Raw genomic sequence first — 21,595 nt, 5'->3', positions numbered from 1 at the left:
GTAATATGTGCGCCTTTAGAAATAATAATTAACAATAAATAATGGATTATGTATGAAAAATTTGCTGATTTTTTTATTTTCAGTAGCTAGTACTTTTTTTAGTTATACTGCAAATGCTCAAGAAGCTAAGTTATTAAAAAAAGGAGAATGGGGCTCTGGGATATACGAGCAGATAGTAGAGATCCAAGGGTTATATTATATAAAAACAAGCTCAAATCAAGTTGACGTTATTGATCCTAATTTAACAGGAAGTGAGGCGTTGCTTGGGCAAATTGAATTTGATTTTGAACACTTTGCCCAAGTGTACGCTATTCATAGTTTTAAAGACTTTCTCGTCGTTCAGACCTATAACAATTTTTCTATCTACAGCCTATCCGACCCAATAAACATTAGTAGAGTGTACTCTATCTCAATTGATGCATACGGGGATAATGCCATTACATCAGATGAGAATTCCTTATATGTTGTTGATTCTAACGGTAAAGTTTATAATATAACCTATGACGGCACAAACTTTAACCTTGAGCATGTTATTCATTCCCAAGGTGATGATTATGACAATAACACGTATATTTCAAGTAGAAATTTATTTATTGATGATTCTAATCTTTATTATTTATACCAACTGAACCGAAACAGTGTAGCAAGTGCCGTAATTGAAAAATATTCGCTCGATGATTTTACTCTTGTCAACAAAGGTGAATATGAAGGGCTAAGTTATATCGAAGATGCTGTGTATAAAGGTAGTAATCAATTTGTTTTGAGTGAGTATAGACATATTTACTTAGTGGAATTAAAAGAGGAGGGGATAGAGTTTCTAAACGATTTCGGCTTGGATGATTATTATTCAATATCAAAACTCACATATAAAGATAATATCTTATATGCCTTTTCTTGGAATAGTCGATTTAGAGCCTTTGAAATTTCAAATGAAAATCAAGTTATCCCGTTAGTATCTCAATATTTAGTGAATAAATATTTTACCTATTCTGATAATCTCAACGATTTTACCTGGATTGGTGATCAGTTAGTTGGTTTATCCCGAGAAAAAGGTTTGTTTGATGTTGAACTTAAGGATAATTCAGTAACTGCAATAAATTTTTACTATAACCAAAGTGGTTTTTTGGGGAAAGCAGCGATAAATGAAAATTACCTTTATCTACCTAGATACTCTTACGTAGACATAGTCGATTTTACCAATATTGATAATATGTTCAAGGTTACTTCTTTAGAAAATAAAGCAACTGAGATTATTCGATATGATGAAGACTTTATTTTTAAAACAAATCGAGAACTTGCACATTATTCTCTAATAAGTGACACATCTTTTGAATTGAACAGTAAGACGAGTGATGTTAATCAAGTGTTTGATACTATACGACAAGGCTCATTTATATATTCGCTAGTTTATAATGATGGTTATAAAATAATTAGATATGACATTGACAACCGTTATGCTTTTTATGACTCATATGAAACAGTGGACTTTCCTGATGTTGATAACTCGTGCCCAAGCTCAATGAGTTTTATTCACAATGAACTTATTGTTTCCGACCTTTGCGGTGAAGCTAATAAAATTCATATTTTCTCTCAGAGTTTGTTAAGCGAACTTAACTTCAAGAAAACAATTGAAGTCAACGAAAGTTATCGGAGAGTTTTAACTGTAAATGATTACATCTATTTTTTCGTTCAAAATCAAATAAACATTAAAAAGTTGAATATTAATTTTGAGCTAGAAGATGTCACATCTAATTTTAGTATACTTTCAGGTATATCAAGTTTTCAAGAGGCTGAAGTAATAGATAAGTATCTACTTGTGGCTGGTAGTCAGACGTTTTCATTAGTAGATATTTCTGAGGCTACATTACCTAAGTTGATATCAACAACAAAAGTGAAGAACGGGGAATTAGACAACGCAAGTTTTCAAATAGAGTCAGATTATGTTTTAGTGACAACTGGCTATTTGGGCAAAGTGAAGTTTTTTCAAATTAATAAGGCTCCTAGTTTTTTAAACACTCTTGTAGAAATTGAAGAAGATTCCACAATGAGTCTTGCTGATATTGTGGAAGATGTAGAAGGCGACCCGGTTAGTTATGAAGTCGTTAGTGCGCCTGTAAACGGGACTATATCTGTCGCTAATGAATTATACACCCCCACGGATAACTATTTTGGGGAAGATAGTTTTACCGTGAAAGTGATGGATACCCATGAAAATTTCATCGAACAAGAAGTTAAAGTGCGAATATTTTCTGTAAATGATGCGCCTAATATTATTACTGCTCATATGGATACGGATGAAGATACTGAACTTGTTGAACTGCTAGATATTATCGACGTTGATGGTGATCAATTAAGTTATGCTATTGATGAGCAAGCAAGTTACGGTACGGCAAGTTTCGATGATCAAGGGGAATTCACTTATTCACCTAATGCGAATTATTATGGTGATGATAGTGTGGTTGTTTCTGTTACTGATAGCCATGGTGAAATGACCAGTAAGTTAATCACTATCTCAGTTGAGAGTGTTAATGATTTGCCTGTCATTGACGAAGCTACCTTTGCAGGAATCGAAGATAATAATATCGAAGGGCAATTAACTGCTACTGATGTGGATGGACAACCATTAAGTTTTTCAGCTGTTGCTGGTTCAAGCAATAACGGGAAAGTAACAATGCAAAGTGATGGCCACTTTGTATTTACACCTGAAGGTGATTATTTTGGTGATGCATCGTTTACTGCGCAAGTGACTGATTCTGAACAAGGAGTTGCTCAGCAGGTTATTTATCTCACATTTGAGCAGGTAGATGATGCGCCAGTAGCACAAACGCTAACGGCTACGGTAAATCATAATAGCACATACACTGGTTCATTAGCATCGACAGATGTGGATGGTGATAGTTTACAATATACTTTGCTAAATAATGCATCAAATGGTGAAGTTAGTTTATCTACCGATGGTAGTTTTACTTACAGCCCTAACAATGCATATTCAGGAACAGATTCGTTTAGTTATGAGGTTACTGATGGCAAAAATAGTGTACAAGGATCGGTAACATTTACTGTTAAAACTGCAGTCGTAGCAAAGAGTAAATCGAGTGGTGGTGGAGGTAGTATAAGCTACATGCTGTTATTATTTTTAATTGGTCTTACTCGTTTACGAAGGCAGAGGATGTTCTTTTCGTTCAATTAAAGATAAATATCTATCTTGACTAAGAAAATCATAAGTATAAAAGAGCTGTCATCTTGACAGTTCTTTTATTTATTTACGAATCCTTTGCTTTATTGAGAGTGATGATTTTAAATAGCGCCTTAAAACTTTTGTAGGTGAGCTATGCTGTTTTTAATTACCATTTTTCTTAGTGCGTTTTTATTGTTTCAAGTACAACCATTGATTGCGAAAATTATTTTGCCTATCTTTGGTGGTGGTGCAGCTATTTGGACTGCTTGCTTATTGTTTTTTCAAACATTTTTATTGTTTGGCTACTTGTATGCTCATCTACTTAGCAAAGCACGATCTATTAACTTACAGCTAAAAATACACGCGATAATTGTGCTATTGAGTGTGCTATTTTTACCTATCGGCACTATCAACAGTGATGTTGTCAGTCACACTGAGCAGCCGTTGTTGAGTATTTTATTGATGTTGGCGATGGCAATTGGTTGGCCTTATTTGTTGTTGTCATCAACGGGACCATTAGTACAGCGTTGGTTTAGTTTAGTCGAACAAGAAAAGCTTCCTTACAAGCTTTACTCTTTATCTAATGTCGCTTCGTTGTTAGCCTTGCTCTCATTTCCTTTTGTCATTGAACCTGTGCTCACCAGCTTGCAGCAAACCAGTATTTGGTCGCTGGTTTATCTACTTTATGTTGTCTGTCTTAGCAGCTTAATGGTGCATGTTTATCGTCATAAAATTGATGATAAACCGGTAAATCACGATCATTTACACAGTGAGAATACACAAGAAAATAATCATCCGTTGTTATGGTTAGCGTTATCAGCTACCGGAGTAGTGTTGCTGGTAGCGACTACTAATGCGATGACACAAAACATTCCACCTGTGCCGTTTTTATGGGTGTTACCACTTTGTTTATATTTACTGAGTTTTATCATTTGTTTTCATAGTCCTAAATGGTACGTACGCTGGTATTGGTTACTCTTGTTTATGCCAAGTGCCATTATTGCTATTTTTATGTTTTTTATTGGCTCACAATTTGGCATTACCACTCAAGTGGTGTTGTATTCGAGTATTTTATTTTCCGCTTGTATGATTTGTCATGGTGAGTTGGTGGCTTTTAAACCTCGTGTGTCTCAGCTTACTTGGTTTTATCTCATCATTGCTTTAGGTGGTGTGTTAGGCAGTTTGTTGGTGGCATTTGTTGCGCCAGCTTTATTTGTACAGTTTCTTGAATTTCCGCTAGCGATAGTCATGGTGTTTGTTTTGTTTGCTTATGCGGCTTTTTTACCTCATAAACAAGTCAATAAACTTGTGCTAACCAGCGGTATGTTTGCTGTAATTTGTTGTTTCGCATTATGGCAGTTAAATTCACAATATCTGCAAAATGATGTTTATAACGCCCGAAACTTTTACGGTGTACTCAGCGTAAAAGATATTCAAAATGATGAGATTAATGAACGGCGTTTAATTGATGGCACTACGTCACATGGCACGCAATCGTTAGAGGCGAGTAAACGATGTATTCCATTAAGTTACTATCGTGCACAAACCGGAGTGGCTATTGCTCTTGAGCAAATGTCGCTGCTCAAACAACAAAATCACCAAGCGTTATCAGTGGGGTTTATTGGCCTAGGTGCCGGTACATTAGCCGCTTACGGTAAGCCGGGTGATAGTTACCGATTTTATGAACTCAATCCAGCTGTCGTGAGTGCCGCCGAGCAGTACTTTTCTTATTTGAGTGACTCTGAGGCGAATATCAGCATAGTGCAAGGGGATGGTCGTTTATCATTAGCGAACGAACTTGGGCAGGCTGAGCAGCAGGGCAATAACACTCAGTTTGATGTGCTGGTAATTGACGCTTTTTCAGGTGATAGTATTCCACAGCATTTATTAACCCTTGAAGCGATGGCGCTTTATTGGCAACGCTTAACCGATGATGGGGTGATTGTTATTCATGTCTCTAATAGTCATTTAAATTTATTACCTTTAATGCAAGGGATAGCAGCGCAAACGGATAAAGCATTACGTTATTTTAATAGCCGAGCTGATAAGGCGCATGGTCATGATACCGAATGGGTGTGGCTAACGAATAATCAAGCATTACTTGCCAGTGCGCCAACAAAAATTTACCAGAGTCAGTTACCGAGTACTGGTCATCAAACCGTTGTTTGGACCGATGATTTTAGTAACTTATTCACATTACTAAAGTGATTAATGCACTTTAGTAATGCTTGTTGAGTAAGGTTACCAGCTGCCGGTGTTTTCCATGCTAAGCCATGGCTCTTGTGGTGGAAGATGACCTTCTTGTAATAACTCGACAGAAATGCCATCAGGTGATTTAACAAACGCCATGTGCCCACAGCGAGGAGGGCGATTAATGGTGACGCCAGCATCCATTAAACGTTGACAAGTTTGATAAATATCATCAACTCTTAGGGCGATATGACCAAAATTACGCCCGTTGGTGTAAGTTTCACTAGAGTCCCAGTTGTACGTAAGTTCTATTTCATGTTCGCTGTCTTTTGCGGCGAGAAAGATCAAGGTGAATTGGCCTTCAGGTACTTCATTGCGTCTAACTTCTTCCAAACCAAGAAGATCACAATAAAAATGTAAAGAAGCTTCAAGATCGGATACGCGCACCATAGTGTGTAGTAATTTCATACAATAATCCTTGGTATATTAAACATGACGTCCATTATAGAGCAGTGCTACTTTGATGCTACAGATAAAAGCTTTTATCGAAGATAACTTAATAAAAGTGATGGATTTTAATATATAACAAATTTATTATATAACAAAATTGTTATTAAATAATACACCATGAAAGTGCTCTTTTTCTCTACCGCAAATTCTGACAGCTCCGCTATGGCTAAAGCGCTATTACAATACCATGGTGCAAATAACTATGATGTCTACAGCGCAGACATCATGCCAAATAAAGTGGATGATCTTACACTATTAGCGATTGAGCAATTTGGCTTACCAACAGATGGATTATGCGCTACGCATATAGATGACATAGCAAGTGACTATTTTGATGTTGTCATTGCGCTTGATAATAACGCCGCTAATGCCTGTGATGGCAGAATAAAAAGTCGTCATTTTCTGACCTGGGATATTGAAAAGCCCAGAGATCGTTCTGGTAGCAACGCTTTAGAGAAAACACTGCAAGCGTTAAATGAACGCATTACACTATTTTTGTGCGAACAGGATCAGCAATACAGCTCATCAATAAGCCCAACCACTTTTTATAAAGCATTAGCGGACGAGATACGGTTGAAAACCTTATTAATTATTGCGATTGAGAAAGAAGTGTGTGTATGTGAGTTGATGATAGCCTTGGATGAACAAAGCCAACCTAAAGTATCTCGCCACTTAGCTCAGCTTAAAAAGGTGGGCATTTTGTCCGATAGAAAATATCAACAATGGGTATTTTATTCAATTAATCCTATGTTACCTAAGTGGATGAAACAAACCATCACTTCAACCGTGGTGAATGAACCTATCTTTATCGAGCAAGAATTGGCCCGTTTAACCGCGATGGGCGATCGGCCCACTCGTATTTCAAACTGTTGTAATTAAGGATAGTAAACATGGGAATATTTGAACGTTATCTCTCTCTTTGGGTTGCGATTGCAATCATAGTGGGTGTCACTTTAGGCCTTGTATTTCCACCATTGTTTGAAGTGATAGCAAGATTAGAAGTTGCACATGTGAATGTGGTCGTAGCAGTATTTATTTGGTTGATGATCTATCCAATGATGGTGCAAGTTGACTTCTCAACGATAAAAGAAGTGAGTAAAAATCCACAAGGTTTGATATTAACCCTAGTCGTGAATTGGCTGATAAAGCCTTTTTCTATGGCTGCGCTTGGTTGGTTATTTTTTGAAGGTGTTTTTAGTGAATTTGTCTCGCCTGAAACTGCACAAGAGTATATTGCAGGTATGATCTTACTTGGTGTTGCGCCCTGTACTGCGATGGTATTTGTCTGGTCTCAGCTAACTAAAGGGGATGCGAATTACACTTTGGTGCAAGTATCAGTGAACGATATTATTATGATTTTTGCATTTGCTCCCATTGCTGGACTGTTACTTGGGGTGACAGATATTCATGTACCTTGGAAGACGTTATTCATCTCCGTAGTGCTGTATGTTTTACTGCCTTTGATCGTTGGTATAATTACCAGAGAAAAGCTGAATAATTCCACCAGAAGCAAAGATGCAATTTCAGTATTGTTGGAACGATTAAAACCGTTTTCTATTCTCGGGCTACTGGCAACCGTAGGATTATTATTTGGTTTTCAGGCCAAAACCATTGTTGAGCAACCATTTAATATAGTGTTAATCGCTATTCCTTTGATTTTACAAACCTATGGTATTTTTATTCTTGCTTACTTCATCGCTTTCAAACTGCAACTTAGGCACAATATTGCCGCTCCTGCCTGTTTAATCGGTACATCAAATTTTTTCGAACTCGCTGTAGCTGTCGCGATTTCCCTCTTTGGATTACATTCTGGTGCGGCATTAGCGACTGTGGTTGGCGTATTGGTTGAGGTACCTGTGATGTTATCGCTTGTAGCCATAGTGAATAAAACAAGACATTGGTTTACAAATTAATTATTTAGGTTTTTAAAAGTTAGGAGTTAGTTCATGACAATTAAAATAGGTATCAATGGTTTTGGGCGCATGGGGCGGCTGACCTTACGAGCTGCATTTGCCTGGCAAGATATAGAGTTTGTACAAATTAACGACCCTGCAGGTAACGCAGAAACCTTGGCTCATTTATTAAAATATGACTCTGTGCATGGTATCTGGGACTTTGACGTTAAGCATGATGAGGCAAATATCATTATTGCTGGTAAAGCAGTATCGGTAAGCCAGAACACATCGATCAGTGATACCGATTGGTCAGGGTGTGATTTAGTGATCGAAGCTTCAGGTAAAATGAAGAAAACCGAATTACTGCAAGGCTACTTAGCACAAGGAGTGAAAAAAGTTGTGGTGACAGCGCCGGTAAAAGAGGAGGGGATACTCAATATCGTGATGGGTGTTAATGATTATCTGTATGATGCTAATCAACATGATATCGTCACGGCGGCTTCTTGTACGACCAATTGTTTAGCGCCTGTGGTTAAAGTCTTGCAAGATAACATAGGCATTAAACACGGTTCGATGACCACGATTCACGATATTACCAACACCCAAACAATACTGGATGCACCCCATCAGGATTTACGCAGAGCAAGAGCATGCGGCATGAGTTTAATTCCTACCACGACCGGCTCGGCAACGGCGATTACCCATATTTTTCCCGAATTAAAAGGAAAATTAAATGGTCATGCGGTGCGAGTACCTTTAGCAAATGCCTCTTTAACCGATTGTGTTTTTGAAGTTGCGCGTTCAACCAGTATTGAAGAAATAAATAGCTGGATGCAAACAGCCGCAGAAGGTGAGCTTAGCGGTATTTTAGGTTATGAAGAAAAACCCTTAGTGTCTATCGATTATAAAACAGACCCACGCTCAAGCATTGTCGATGCACTCTCTACTATGGTGATTAACGATACACAGGTGAAAATGTATCTCTGGTATGACAATGAATGGGGCTATGCTAATAGAACCGCTGAGCTTGTGCGAAAAGTCGCTTTATCTATTCAAGGTTAATAGAAGGTTATGGAACGCTTGGCAACATTATCAGACGATATTAAGCAATACTTAATTGTCACGGGCAATTATTGGGTCTTTACCTTAACTGATGGTGCACTGCGAATGTTAGTGGTGCTCTATTTTCACGGTTTAGGGTATTCGCCATTAAGTATTGCGATGTTGTTTTTATTTTATGAGATTTTTGGCGTGATCACTAATTTAGTCGGTGGCTATTTAGGGGCTAGGATCGGGCTCAATAAAACCATGAATATTGGTTTAGCCATACAAATTATTGCTTTGTTAATGCTTGCCGTGCCAGAGCCGTGGTTAACTGTTATTTATGTGATGATTGCTCAAGCGTTATCTGGAATTGCCAAAGACTTGAACAAAATGAGCGCTAAAAGTTCAGTTAAAATGCTGGTTGCGGCAGGAGAAGAAGGCACTTTATTTAAATGGGTTGCTGTTTTAACTGGCTCGAAAAATGCGCTAAAAGGCTTTGGTTTCTTCTTAGGTGGCTTGTTGTTAACTCTGATGTCATTCAACGCTGCCATGCTGCTAATGGCGGGAGTTTTAGCGATTGTTTGGTGCTTTAGCTTGTATGCCCTGAGTAATGATTTAGGCAAGGCAAAAAATAAACCTAAGTTTACGGATATTTTTTCTAAAAGCCGTTCCATTAACCTTTTATCTGGCGCCAGGTTGTTTTTATTTGGTGCGCGGGATGTTTGGTTTGTGGTGGCATTACCGGTGTTTCTTTCACAGGCTTTTGCTTGGGATCATTGGACTGTTGGCAGTTTTCTCGCACTTTGGATCATTGGCTATGGCATTGTACAGTCACTGGCGCCTAAATTGATCAATTTCAAAGCAACATTATCACCCGCTAAAGAAACAGTGAAATGGGCAAGCTTATTGGCTGTGGTGACGCTAGCTATCACTATCTTGTTATATTTTGACTGGTCAATCAAAGTGTCATTGATTGTTGGTTTAATCGTATTTGCGGTGCTGTTTGCGATCAATTCGTCGTTACATAGTTACTTAATTGTCAGTATGGCAGATGCCGATGGTGTCTCGCTTGATGTTGGCTTTTATTATATGGCAAATGCTATGGGACGTTTAATCGGTACAGTTTTGTCTGGATGGGTATTTCAGTTATACGGTCTGACAGCTTGTTTGGCAATTTCTTGTTTGTTTGTGTTTGTAGCGGGGGGGATCTCGTCAAAATTACCTCGTTAATTCCATTAAGGTCATGTCGTCGTTTTAACATATGACTCTGCATAATATTGGCAGGTGAAATGAGTAGCGCCTACACTCTAGGGTAATTAAAAATTTAATTCCCGCTTCATATATAAACTCGAAAGGAAGAAAAATGAATATGAAAACAATATGTTTATTGTTCTGTTTTATTTTTGCTCATTCTTCTTTTGCTAAAGAGCATAGTTGCCAAAATCAAAAAGAAGACATATGGATTGATCATGTTGCCATTGGGGTTCCTCAGTTAGAACAAGGGGTAAAACTATTTACAGAAATGACAGGCTTAAAGCCTCAGTTTGGTGGAAGGCATGAAAATGGTGTGACAGGTAATTATGTATTAAAAATCGGCGCTTGTATGTATCTTGAAATTTTCGGTCGAGTAGCTGATGGCACGTTACCAGCGTATGCTAAGGAATTGGATCATATTAAAGAAGCAAAGGTTTTTTATTATGTGCTTGGAACCAATTACATGGATAAACTTTCTGCTAAGTTAAACAGCTTAGGGATACAGTACAATAATATTGGAACAAGTAGTCGTACTCGCCCAGATGGTATTGTTTTAAACTGGCGAGTAATTGGCTTTGATGTAAGTCAGTTTGGGAAGCTAACACCATATGTTATCGATTGGCTCGGGAGTGAGCATCCTGCTATCTCAAGTAATGGCTCTGATGATACTTTTGCACTTTTCTCTTTAGTGCATCCGCAAGCAGCAGCACTTAACGAGTTTCTAATCAAAATTGGCGCAAAATTAAGGGCGACGAAAGGATCACAAAAAATGAGTCTCACGTTAAATACCCCTAAAGGTCTGTTAGTGATCAATGATTAGGCAGTTGAAGAAAAGTTATTGAGTGGTATGGCTGTCTAAATCCTTATTTTGTGAAAGTGTGATTTAGGCTCCATCCTATGCTTGGATGACTTTCCCACAATTGCTCAAAGTGGGGTCAACTACTCAGTCTTTTCTGTAAACGCTTTTGGGAAGTGCTTAACTCGCTTTGCTCAACTAAATCGACATTTTGTTCAGCGTTAATTTGGTGCAATTTGATACGCGGTTGATATGGGAAACAACTCCTATTGTTGGCGAGTTGAAAGATAATAGAAATCGATGAAATCGCCATTTAAACAATTTAATGAACTGTTTTGTGCAGACATTCGATAAAGTTGATAACGGGGAAGCTAGCTCTACAATCTAAGCTGATATTTTCTGTTCCTAAGCTTCGAAATGTTCAATAATATTAGATAATTAACGACTCGTTCAGCCGTTTGAGTCTATGCCTAGTCGTTCATTTTCTCGCTGGAAAATCCCACGAATTACCGCGCCGTCTGAAGGCTCTTTATTGAGTGTTTCCGGATCCCATTGACTTCTTGTCGTATTGAAAAAATCGCCACCGTAAATATGGATTCCCCCAGTGAATCTCAATAATGGATTTGTAACAGAATGGACTGCGTTGTCAGGTAGGGACGTTGCATCTCCGGTAAATAAAGCTTCTGCGCCATACGCTTTAATACCATCTGCAGACCTTTTCCAGAAAATGTTGTCTTCTCGCCCGGTATAAATCCCGATATTTGCCCACATCAGGTGATCGTGGGGCATCAAGTTCATTTGAGGTGTCCAGGTTGCAGCAAATATTGTGAGAGTAGGTGAACTTAAAAGCACGTTAAGTCCTGCTTTACTTGGTTCGCCAAGCGCATTGATAATTGTGTTTGGAGTCGAAACGGCTTTTGCCAACACTTCCTTAACAGCAGCCTGTGCGTCCGACTCTTTATTAGCAATTACACAATCCTCTACAAATCGATCAATATCCATTCTTTCTCTCCCTGTTGATGTCGGTTTTTTGGAGCTCGCATAAGATACAGTCGGCAAGATGAGGTAACTTGAAAGGGCGGCAACGCCGGCAATCACTGTGCGCCGTTGACGGCTAAACTGCATTTTATCTGATCTGCTCATCATCTTAGCTCCTGAAATAGGTGAGCTTAGGACATGGCCAAACCTATTGATGGGGTAGGCTAACCAGTATAGCTTATTTACAGAAATTGGCTCAGATAAGTCATAGTACTACTCGTTTTTATCTTCAAACTCACTTAAGTCTTCAATAATACAGGCGATATACTTTTACTTGCGAGCCATATAGACATAGCGGCCGTGCAGAACTAACCAGTGGTGTAGATCGAATTTAAATTTTTTGATACTACGCAGAGTGGCAACCATGTTGTAAAGTTAAGTATCACTAATATTTTGTTATTCAAGCAATAACTTACTAGCTCTGTGATTAAATTAAACATGAATAAGAGTTACAGAGCAGCACACGCACTTTAACTCTTTTAACCTAACAAAAAAATCATGAAAAAATATCGCTTTCATCGTTGACTTAAACCATTAAAACATGGATTTAATATACTTTTTTATCAAAGTAGAAAAGAGAGTGGCTGCATTGCATAGAAATGTGCGAGCTAAGCATTTATAAATTGTTTTCTGCCACAAAAAATTGATAACTCGAACATTTACTTGGTATCTACTGCCACAATAATAAAAATATAACTAAGGACGAAAGAATGAAGTCTACTTTACTTGGCATACTGCTATTAATATCAACATGTAGTTTCGCTGTTGATATTAAAACGTTAAACCCAATAGAAACCATTGAAGTATTACCAAAAGGGTTTAAAACACCGATAAAGTACAATATTACGTTACCCCATCAATATAATGAGGATGAAAACAAAGCATACTTTGTGCTGTTTGACATACACCCTAGAAGCCAACCATTTATTACCGGTATGCAAGATTGGCTTAGCCATAATGGTGAATGGCCTTGGTTAAAAACAATCGTTGTAAACCCTGCTGCTTATCATCCGGAATTTGCAGCAGCTTTTAACCAATTAGCTGAAAACCCACAGGACGAAACCATACTCAACATTCTCCAAGATGGAATTTTGAAAAAAGTAGATGAAAAGTACAGAACTAATGGGTACAGAATATATAGTGGCTTTATGAGTAACGGGGCACTTGGGCTTTACACCTTGCTTAATCGACCAGAAATGTTTGATGCCTATCTCATCGCTAGCCCCTCTTTAGGTAATAACTTTGGCAATGTTGTATTGGATGCGCCTGATAAATTGCGAACAAAATATGATGGTACGAAATTTTTATATATGACTATTGGGAACCATGATTATGAAAAAGCTCATGTGGATGCTTTTAAGCAGTTTGAAAGCCAGTTACAGAAATTACCTGACGATCAATTGCAATGGTCTGCTAATAGTAATGAAAATCACTATTACATGTCACGCCCGATAATCACTTTACTCAATGGGATTGAAGCTTTATTTGACGATATTCACAATGACTTATCACCTGACTCTGTTATCTCTATGCAAGGGCCTGATGCCATTGTTAATTATTATGAAAAACTTTCTAAAGAAAAATATGGTTTTAGTGTATCCGCAGAAGGTTCTCTCAAGGCATTAGCTCAATCTTTAATGGAAAAAGCCCCAAGTAAAGCGCTTGCTATTTATATAAAGACAACCGAGCTTTATCCTGAATCGGCGTATGCATATTATTCCTTAGCTAAAGCTTACGCAGAACAAGGTAATATCAAAAAAGCTATTGATGTTCAGTCGGTTGCGGTAGAAAAGTCTAAAGCTATGGTGCAGTGGCACCAAAATAAACATTTACAATACCTGAATGAATTGAAAGCTAAGGTAAAAGATTAGTCTGTAATGATAAGGTTTTAGCAATATGTTGTATGAGGAGGATTAAATGATGAACACTGAGGATCTTATCGAGCATTTTGAATCATATGGCGAACCATAGATGGTCAACCATATTCAGTCGTATGTAATGCGGTTTATAGAGATATAGCCGCTATTGCGAATGATATCGCAAAGTTTATTGGAATTGATGTTAAAGATGAATGATTCAAGCGGTATTCACCTCATTTTGAGCTTGGTATATTGACTCCTTGCTATTGATATTTCCCCATTTTTAGTTATGTAACAAGACGATGTCCTTTTGTTTGTATTGCGACTCATAAAAAATATTATTATTTTTTATCGCTAAAACCCTAGTCACAAATGACGGTATCGTATGTTTGGCTTTGATTTTTTTTGATGATAAATCGACAATGATGAGCGATTTATCATTATCACTTTGAGTTGTGAGTAACAGCTCAGAACCGCTTTTAACCCAGTGTAATATGTGTTCCTTAGTACTCAAGCCTTCAATGTTTACTGTGTTATCTCCACAAAGTAGTGTATCTAATTTCACGAAGCAAACTTGCTCATTTTTATCGAGAAATGCTATTGGAGTCTTATTAGCTTGTTGATGAGTCACTTTTTCAGTTTGTAAGTTAATGGTTTGTAGTCGGTTGGCATGATGACTTAACACAAGTATTTCATCAGAGTTATGGTAGAAATCAGTTAAAATGCCATGTGGTTTGCTGAAGTATTTTATCGAATAGTTTTTATTTTCTAAGTTTATGACGATAGGAAATTCATAATTTGAGAAACCCAGTTTTTTACTGCTAGCATGCCAAACAGGTCTTGATACTCCGAGTAATTTCTCTTTGTTTTCATAAACTAAGTAAGTTGACTGAGTTGCCAAATCCAGAATATAAATTTGTGGATAGCCCTTTCGTTGAGATATAAATGCCAGCTTAGATTTATCTGGAGAAAGAGCTGCTTCTCTATCGACGGTGTTTGAGTCAACTAACTTAGTTGGCTCGCAACAGTTGCTTAATGATACTTGCTCAATATCGATGTCAATCTTAGCTAAACTGAATAAAATGTTGTTGCCATCGGGAGTAAACTGAGGGTGTTGAACAAAGTCATAACTGTCATAATTGATTCTGGATATTTTTCCATTTGTATCAACTTGGCTAAGTAAACGACCATCGCTAATTACCAGAGACGCCCCGTTTGGATGCCAAGCTAAAAAATACCTATTGTTATCTAGTTTGACGACTTCTGTTAGTTCAATATTGTCGCTTTCAAGAGAGCTAGAGTAAATTTGACTAATGCCCTGATAGTCAAAACCGGCGATGGCGAGCTGGTGATGAGTATTATCGACACTAATTTCATAAGGGATAAATGTATGATTAAACTCTTTGAGCGTGATGATCTTTCCGGTATTTATATTTATTTTGATTAATCCGACAGTGTCGTGTTGTTTCGTTAATGTAAGTAAACTTTTGTCCGCTTGCCAGTTGAGTGAGCTAATGCGATGTGCTTTTTCTAGCGACGTCACTAAATGAGTGGGCCCGTTGGTATTGATATCAACAAGGTAAATTTGTTCAATATGATTTGCATATGTGGAAAATGCTAACGCATCGGATTTAGGAGACCAGTCAAACTCGGCAATATCTTTATTAACAACTATTTGCTCTTTTCCTGAAGCTAACTCTTTAATCCAAAGTGTTCGTAAATTTAAAGAATCTTTCGAGACTCTTAAAAATGCTATTTTAGCGCCATCAGGGGATACTTTTGCATTAAATTCTAGATCTTCTGTTGATGTGACAGGAAGGGCTTCTCGCACTTGAAAAGGTGGGGTTTTATCATCACTAAATGAAAACACAACTATAAAAGCAACCATCATGGTAACTAAACCAACGATTATTTTTTGAGTGATCCCACTGGTTCGTTTTTTGAATGTTACTTTTGCGTTAAGGCAATACCCTTTTTTGGAGATTGTTTTGATAAGGTCTTGATCTTCATTGCTTATTATTTTACGTAAGATCGCAATACATCTTCTAATAGAGCCGGGGCTAAAAACTGAATTGGGCCATACTTCACTGTATAAATCTTCCTGACTGACTACTTTGTTGTTGTTGACGGTTAAAAACAATAACACTTGCATGACTTTAGGCTCAATAGTGTGAACCGTATCATTGATAGATATCGTGTTTCGTTGCGCATCGACTAAAAACTTTTCAATATAAAAAGGGGCTTCAAATAATTGTTCTAAAGATAAAACAGACACAAACACACCTTAAGTAATCAACTTAACAAAAAAATCACGCAGAAATATCATTTTCATCATCGACTTGTATCAGTGACCAATGAATAAAATAGGCTCGACATTTTAATATAGAAAGGTAAAAAAATGCGAACTAAATCTATACTACTTTTTGCTGCGCTTTGTTTTGTTAATTGTTGGGCAAGTGCAGTTACTATCAATCACAATGTTATCGCTAAAGAAATGGCTTTTAATTTAACAAAAGCAATAAATTCAAATGATTATCATGAAATGCTTAAGTTTGTAGAGGCCAATATTACCGAGGGGACGATCCAACGCGTTGGTGGTGCTGAAAATTATGCTGATTATTTAACGGCAGAGAGTTTTTTTCATGGTGAGCTTCAGTATAAATCTATTAAAGAGGTTTCGAAGGGGGAAAACTCTTTTCGAATGGATGCTTTTTTACACTCAAAAAATACCGAGTTTGTCTATCGAGTTGAAATGACGATTTCAAACCAGGCACCACATAAGTTATCAAGAATGAGATTAAGAGCTGTACCTGATATCAACGCTCCACAAATAAAGCCAACAACCAATGAAGCGATATCTGCATTGACTCGCTATATAGAAAGGCTAGGTCAGCACGATGTGTTTTCAGGGGCCATTTTGCTTGCAAAAAACAATACGATACTGCTTGAAAAGTCTGTAGGACTGGCAAGTAAACGGTTTAACGCGCCTATTAACTCAGCGACGAGATTTAACTTAGGGTCAATGAACAAAATGTTCACTGCTGTCACGATACTGAGATTAGTTGAGCGCGGCGAGTTATCTCTTAGTTCACCATTACACTCACTATTTAACATCAAAGGTAAGTCGCCAGAGTTTGAAAAAGTTCAGATACAGCACCTTCTTTCTCATACCTCTGGCGTTGGCCAATTACAATGTGAAAAAGGAGAGGACTCAATTATTGACTCTTGGGAAAACTGCCTTGAGAAGTTGTCGAATATTTCTTTCAATTTTTCCCCAGGCACTAACTATCGATATAGCAGTGATGGCATGTTTATTATAGGTATGATCATTGAGTACATTACTCAATCTAGCTACTACGATGTATTAGAAGAAGAAGTGTTTAATACTGCCGAAATGGTTGGTGCAGAGTGTTTAGACTTGCAATATCCGGTAAAAAATGCGGCCATTGGCTACTATTATCATGGCAAGAAGCAACAGTGGAGAAACAACCTATTTATTCATGCTAGAAAAGGAGATCCTGCTGGTGGATGCTATGCATCTGCAAATGACCTATTCAAATTTGCTTCAGCACTCACTTCAAATAAGTTGTTAAATAAGCACATGACTGAATTAGCTATGACAGCGAAACCCAAGCTTGGTGCTGAAAATTATGGGTTTGGTTTCATTGTCAGAGAAAGTAATGGTCAGCGAATTGTGGGCCACAATGGCTCATTCCCTGGCGTTAGTTCTCAACTAGATATGAATCTTGATTCTGGTTATACCCTAGTTGTTTTGTCTAACCACAGTTTTGCTGCGGATCCTATAATCGCTAAATTTAATCAACTATTCTAATGGAAAATAATTAACGTCGTTTTTGGTATTTTCATCCAAAATTGTTTTTATGTTTAGGGCATAATTTTAATAAATGTTATATAATATTTTGTAAATCAATAGCTTAATGTTCATCGAATGCATCTAGCATAATAATCATTTGCTCTAAATGAGGTTTAGCAAGGCTTGTTTATCAGTGCCTATTATCTGATAAACAAGCTATTACGCTGCAGAACTAAAGCACAGAACTAAAGTGTTATTGTTCTCAAACCTAGTAGGCATCTATTTTAGATTTTTCAACCAAGTTACAAACATCGGCAATTGTTTTACTTTTTTATTTGTTTAATAGTTAAGTTATTTAAGGGGGGATTTTTATACTACATTAACATCCAGGCTTAGGTATAATACTAATACGTTATGAAAAGGATTTTAAATTTGTTCAAATTAGTAATTTTTAGCTTCATATTATTTCCGTTCAAACTATTAGCATCCGATACTTTGAATATTGCCTCAGATATTTGGTGCCCCTACGTTTGTGACAATAAAGATAATCCAGGTATTCTGATAGAGGTTATTAATTTAATCGCTGAAGAAGAGCAATTAAAAATTAGCTTTACCGTCTTGCCATTTATACGTTCACTTAAACTTCTTGAAGTAAAGGAACTTGATGCTGTTCTTGCGCTCACACCAATGCATATCGATAAATTTAATTTAAAACCAAGTCAGCAATATTTTGGTGGCTGGCAGAATGACTTTTACGTCCATAATTCTTCTAATTGGACGTTTACTTCAATAGATGATTTAAAGCTGCATTTAGGGCAAGGAAATACGTTAGGTTTAATCAAGGGATATGAGTATGGTGAAGAAATTGATAATCTAAAGCACTCTCTAAATAGTAAGGTCTATTTGGCAACAGGAACGTCCCCCTTAAGTACTGCTTTACATATGTTAGATAAACAACGCATTGCTGTTTTAGTCGATTCTCGATTCAATGTTGAATATGAAATAAAAAAAGAAAAATTATTTAACTTGAAATATGTAGGAAGTGAAGGTGATTTTATACCACTTTATATTGGTTACCATCGTTCGGTTAATAAAGAAACGATAAAAAAAATTGACTTAGGTTTAATGAAAATGCGGAAGTCTGGTCAGCTCAGGAGTATTTTAGATAAGTACGGTGCTCCAGATTGGCTGCCGCGTTAAGAAAGTGGCCCTGATTTAATATTGTCATTTGTGACTTTCACTCAATTAAATAACCTTTAATTATTCAACATAAATATACTTCTGGATTCTTCAACGTTCGTAGCCTGTTCAAAACAGACTAAGTGTTAGTCTGTATTCTCTTTAAACTCGCACAAATCTTCAATAATACACGCGCCACATTTTGGTTTGCATACGGCTGAAGTTTGACTAACCCAGCGTTAAGAGAGTGATAATCTAACATTCATCGTTGAGACAGCGACTTGATGTTATCGTTGTAAAGAATGAATAGCTCTGCAACTCAGCTCTGAAAACTCATGTTTAAATTCTGCAATGAGTGTGGTTAGCGCTTAGATACGATTAAGAATTTACCTGAGCAAGCTGTTGTTCTAACGCTTTTATTTTTGCTTTGGCTTTTTCTACGTTGTTAGTTAATCGCTCAAATGTAGATGCTTGATTATGCTTCATTAACTCTAACTTTTCTTTAAGTGCTATTCTTTCTACTTTGGCTGAACTATTGCTTTGTACTTCTAAATCAAGCTGTGATTCAAGCTCTTTAATACGAGTCATGGCTTGATCAGATTTATCGGTTAATCGCTCAATTGTCGCAATTGAATTGGTTTTTATATGATGAAGTTGGTTTGCTAATTTATTGTTTTCACTACGTAAAACTGTGATCATTCGTTCTGCTTTTTCAAGCGAATTTAAATCACTTTCTTCCGTTAAACCAGTTCTTTGCTGAGATATTTGCTGCTCTAGCAAGATAATTTTGCTATTTGCTTCTTCAAGTGATGCCAGTAATTTAGTCTTAGTTTCTCTATCTTTGCTAGTGTCATTACTGACATTAACAAGGCGTGCGTGTAATTGAGCAGATTTTGATTGTGCTTCTGCAAGTTGTTGTTTCAGAACTTTATTATCCTGTTGTATTTTGCTTAGTTGTTCGCTGCTCTCATCGGCTTGTTGCACATTTTGAGAGGAGGCTTTTACTAATTCACTTTGATGAGAGGTCTTTAATTCACTAATTTCTTGTTGGTGAGCATCGCGTAGTGCGTTGAGGTTTGCTTGGTATTGTTTTTTTGCTGTTGCAATATGTTGTGCTTGCTCTGCTTTTTCTTCAGTTAATTGCTTTTCAAGTTGGTCTATGGTTGTTTGCAACTTGCTTACTTGTTGCTGACTGGCGAGGTATTCATCAGCTTTCGCTTCTAGAAAAGTATTTGTTTCAGCTAATTGTGTCACTTGATCGCTTAAGTTATCAAGTTGTGCTGCATTTTCATTGATAACGCGTTCAATGGCTATTTGGTGCGCTTCTTGTTGAGCGAGTAACGACTGCTGGTGGTGTTGTTTTAAGATATTAACTTCATCGTTGTAGCCGCTAGTTAGTTGTTGAAATTGCTCCTGAAATTTTTGCGATTGTTGTTTTAGTTGTTTATGAGCTTCGTCGACAAACTTAGATTGACCCTCAAGGTTTGCCTGCAACTCTTGGCTTTTAGTGATAAGAAATTGTTCGATATCTTGTTGTTGAGTCTGCAAGGTTTGTTGGTCTTTAACATGGCTAACATGCTGCTTGGCTATTTCTTCCTGCATTACTTGGCTAATGTTAGGCGGAGTTTCGGACTTGTTGTCTGAATTTTGTGAAGAAGTATTCAACGATTTGTTCAATTTATCTTGATGCCACTGGTCAAAATAGGCAACGACATCAACAGGGTCATTGGGGAACTCTGCTAGCAGACGCTCTATGGTTACAGATCCACCTGCTTGGAGGGTTTGTTCACAAAATAATTCAACGTCCTCATAAGTGAGTGATTTAAGTGGTTGTGCCATAGGGTTACCTCCAAAATACAACTAAAACCCAAGATAGTCGTTGTATCATAAAGTCGAGCTTAAAGGTAATTATAACGGATATTAAGAAGAATTTTTATCTTGAAGCGAGTTTAGCCAACATTTGTTTTTTTGTTATTCTGCTTTGAGTAAACACAATTGAACAATTGCGTTATAGTGTCATAGATATACTGCCAAGGTAGCTTGACTGTTTAAAAACACTTTTTCTACCTGATAAGCTACTCTGTTTTATCTAACACCTCAAAATACCCGTTCATATTTAAAAAGGTAAAATAAAGTAAAACACTTTTTTACACTAGCCGTATAGCAATACAAAACAACTGAGGTCGTAAACTAATTTTGCGTACTAACTAGCTATCCGTGTTTTTCTGAGTATAACTTAATCAATACCTCTTATAATCATAAAAAAAATTTTTCGCCCACACTGTAATAAACTCATACTCCGCGCCACTAACTAATCATAACATCAATGAGGATAACAGAATCTAAATGGGAAGTGACTTTTACCAGCTATCTATACTGCCTTTTGCGAGTATTATCATTAAAATTTGTCGAGCTTATACCAACAGCCAAGAAGATTTTGAAGATTATTATCAAGAGGTATGCCTACAAATTTGGCGTAGTAAAGATAATTTTAATCAACAATGTGAATGGTCAACGTGGATATATCGCATTTCGCTTAACGTATGCTTAACCTATTTGAAGCGACGAAAAAGTGGTGATAAACAGATTGTTTCAGATGCCTTACCCGAGGAAGTCATCGACGACAGCAAGGCATTTGTCAGTGATGAAATTAATCAATTATATAGTGCTATCAAACACCTCTCTGAAACCGATAGAGCCATAATTTTACTTTATCTGGAAGAAAAATCTTACGATGAAATAGCTGAAATGATTGGGAGTAATTCAAATAATATTGGTGTTCGAATAAATCGGATAAAAGGCAAGCTAAACAAATTTATTAATCAAAAGGATTAACGC

At 37.0% G+C, this 21,595-nt stretch carries 15 protein-coding genes and 1 pseudogene; 11 read left to right on the top strand and 5 right to left on the bottom strand.

The features are described 5' to 3' along the window. Positions 1-52 precede the first annotated feature (52 nt). Both IV514_RS07145 and IV514_RS07140 read left to right on the top strand, forming a co-directional pair. A complete protein-coding gene (locus tag IV514_RS07145) occupies positions 53-3,190 on the top strand; it encodes an Ig-like domain-containing protein (protein WP_206484270.1) in 3,138 nt (1,045 codons plus the stop codon). 141 nt (positions 3,191-3,331) lie between these two features. Beyond that, positions 3,332-5,386, top strand: coding sequence for a fused MFS/spermidine synthase (locus IV514_RS07140; RefSeq protein WP_206484269.1), 2,055 nt, complete (start codon positions 3,332-3,334; stop codon positions 5,384-5,386). 33 nt (positions 5,387-5,419) lie between these two features. On the opposite strand, the gene IV514_RS07135 is transcribed toward IV514_RS07140, so the two are convergent. Continuing rightward, positions 5,420-5,836 (bottom strand): VOC family protein, encoded by a 417-nt coding sequence (locus IV514_RS07135; RefSeq protein WP_206484268.1) that lies wholly within the window; start codon positions 5,834-5,836, stop codon positions 5,420-5,422. 159 nt (positions 5,837-5,995) lie between these two features. Here IV514_RS07135 and IV514_RS07130 point away from each other — a divergent pair, with 159 nt between their 5' ends. From IV514_RS07130 to IV514_RS07110, 5 genes are all read left to right on the top strand, one after another. Beyond that, positions 5,996-6,757 carry a metalloregulator ArsR/SmtB family transcription factor gene (locus tag IV514_RS07130; protein ID WP_206484267.1) on the top strand — a complete coding sequence of 254 codons (762 nt, stop codon included), beginning with the start codon at positions 5,996-5,998 and terminating at the stop codon, positions 6,755-6,757. Between the two features lie 11 nt (positions 6,758-6,768). Beyond that, the gene (gene arsB / locus IV514_RS07125) at positions 6,769-7,791 is read left to right on the top strand and encodes an ACR3 family arsenite efflux transporter (protein ID WP_206484266.1); all 1,023 of its coding nucleotides are present in this window, start codon (positions 6,769-6,771) and stop codon (positions 7,789-7,791) included. A 33-nt stretch (positions 7,792-7,824) separates the two neighbouring features. Beyond that, on the top strand, positions 7,825-8,835 hold the full coding sequence (locus tag IV514_RS07120) for an ArsJ-associated glyceraldehyde-3-phosphate dehydrogenase (protein WP_206484265.1): 1,011 nt from the start codon (positions 7,825-7,827) through the stop codon (positions 8,833-8,835). Between the two features lie 9 nt (positions 8,836-8,844). After that, positions 8,845-10,047, top strand: coding sequence for an organoarsenical effux MFS transporter ArsJ (gene arsJ / locus IV514_RS07115; RefSeq protein ID WP_206484264.1), 1,203 nt, complete (start codon positions 8,845-8,847; stop codon positions 10,045-10,047). Between the two features lie 133 nt (positions 10,048-10,180). Next, positions 10,181-10,891 (top strand): VOC family protein, encoded by a 711-nt coding sequence (locus IV514_RS07110; RefSeq protein WP_206484263.1) that lies wholly within the window; start codon positions 10,181-10,183, stop codon positions 10,889-10,891. A 426-nt stretch (positions 10,892-11,317) separates the two neighbouring features. Here IV514_RS07110 and IV514_RS07105 read toward each other — a convergent pair whose 3' ends face one another. Both IV514_RS07105 and IV514_RS17465 read right to left on the bottom strand, forming a co-directional pair. Next, a complete protein-coding gene (locus tag IV514_RS07105; RefSeq protein ID WP_241242241.1) occupies positions 11,318-12,013 on the bottom strand; it encodes a hypothetical protein in 696 nt (231 codons plus the stop codon). A gap of 162 nt (positions 12,014-12,175) precedes the next feature. Then, positions 12,176-12,247, bottom strand: a pseudogene (locus IV514_RS17465) (endonuclease III); the annotation flags it as partial. A 368-nt stretch (positions 12,248-12,615) separates the two neighbouring features. On the opposite strand from IV514_RS17465, the gene IV514_RS07100 reads away from it, so the two are divergent. After that, a complete protein-coding gene (locus IV514_RS07100; RefSeq protein ID WP_241242240.1) occupies positions 12,616-13,776 on the top strand; it encodes an esterase in 1,161 nt (386 codons plus the stop codon). A gap of 271 nt (positions 13,777-14,047) precedes the next feature. On the opposite strand, the gene IV514_RS07095 is transcribed toward IV514_RS07100, so the two are convergent. Next, a complete protein-coding gene (locus IV514_RS07095) occupies positions 14,048-16,039 on the bottom strand; it encodes a winged helix-turn-helix domain-containing protein (RefSeq protein ID WP_206484262.1) in 1,992 nt (663 codons plus the stop codon). A 123-nt stretch (positions 16,040-16,162) separates the two neighbouring features. Between IV514_RS07095 and IV514_RS07090 the strand changes: the two genes are divergently transcribed. Beyond that, positions 16,163-17,596, top strand: a complete 1,434-nt coding sequence (locus IV514_RS07090; RefSeq protein WP_206484261.1) for a serine hydrolase domain-containing protein — start codon at positions 16,163-16,165, stop codon at positions 17,594-17,596. Between the two features lie 414 nt (positions 17,597-18,010). Further along, positions 18,011-18,778, top strand: coding sequence for a transporter substrate-binding domain-containing protein (locus IV514_RS07085; protein ID WP_206484260.1), 768 nt, complete (start codon positions 18,011-18,013; stop codon positions 18,776-18,778). 357 nt (positions 18,779-19,135) lie between these two features. On the opposite strand, the gene IV514_RS07080 is transcribed toward IV514_RS07085, so the two are convergent. Continuing rightward, on the bottom strand, positions 19,136-20,596 hold the full coding sequence (locus IV514_RS07080) for a hypothetical protein (RefSeq protein ID WP_206484259.1): 1,461 nt from the start codon (positions 20,594-20,596) through the stop codon (positions 19,136-19,138). Between the two features lie 507 nt (positions 20,597-21,103). On the opposite strand from IV514_RS07080, the gene IV514_RS07075 reads away from it, so the two are divergent. Then, positions 21,104-21,592, top strand: a complete 489-nt coding sequence (locus IV514_RS07075) for a sigma-70 family RNA polymerase sigma factor (protein ID WP_206484258.1) — start codon at positions 21,104-21,106, stop codon at positions 21,590-21,592. Positions 21,593-21,595: the final 3 nt, after the last annotated feature.

Source organism: Thalassotalea sp. G2M2-11, assembly GCF_017168195.1.
In the GTDB taxonomy this organism is placed as follows: Bacteria; Pseudomonadota; Gammaproteobacteria; order Enterobacterales; family Alteromonadaceae; genus Thalassotalea_E.
This window is presented reverse-complemented; position numbering and strand designations above follow the sequence as displayed.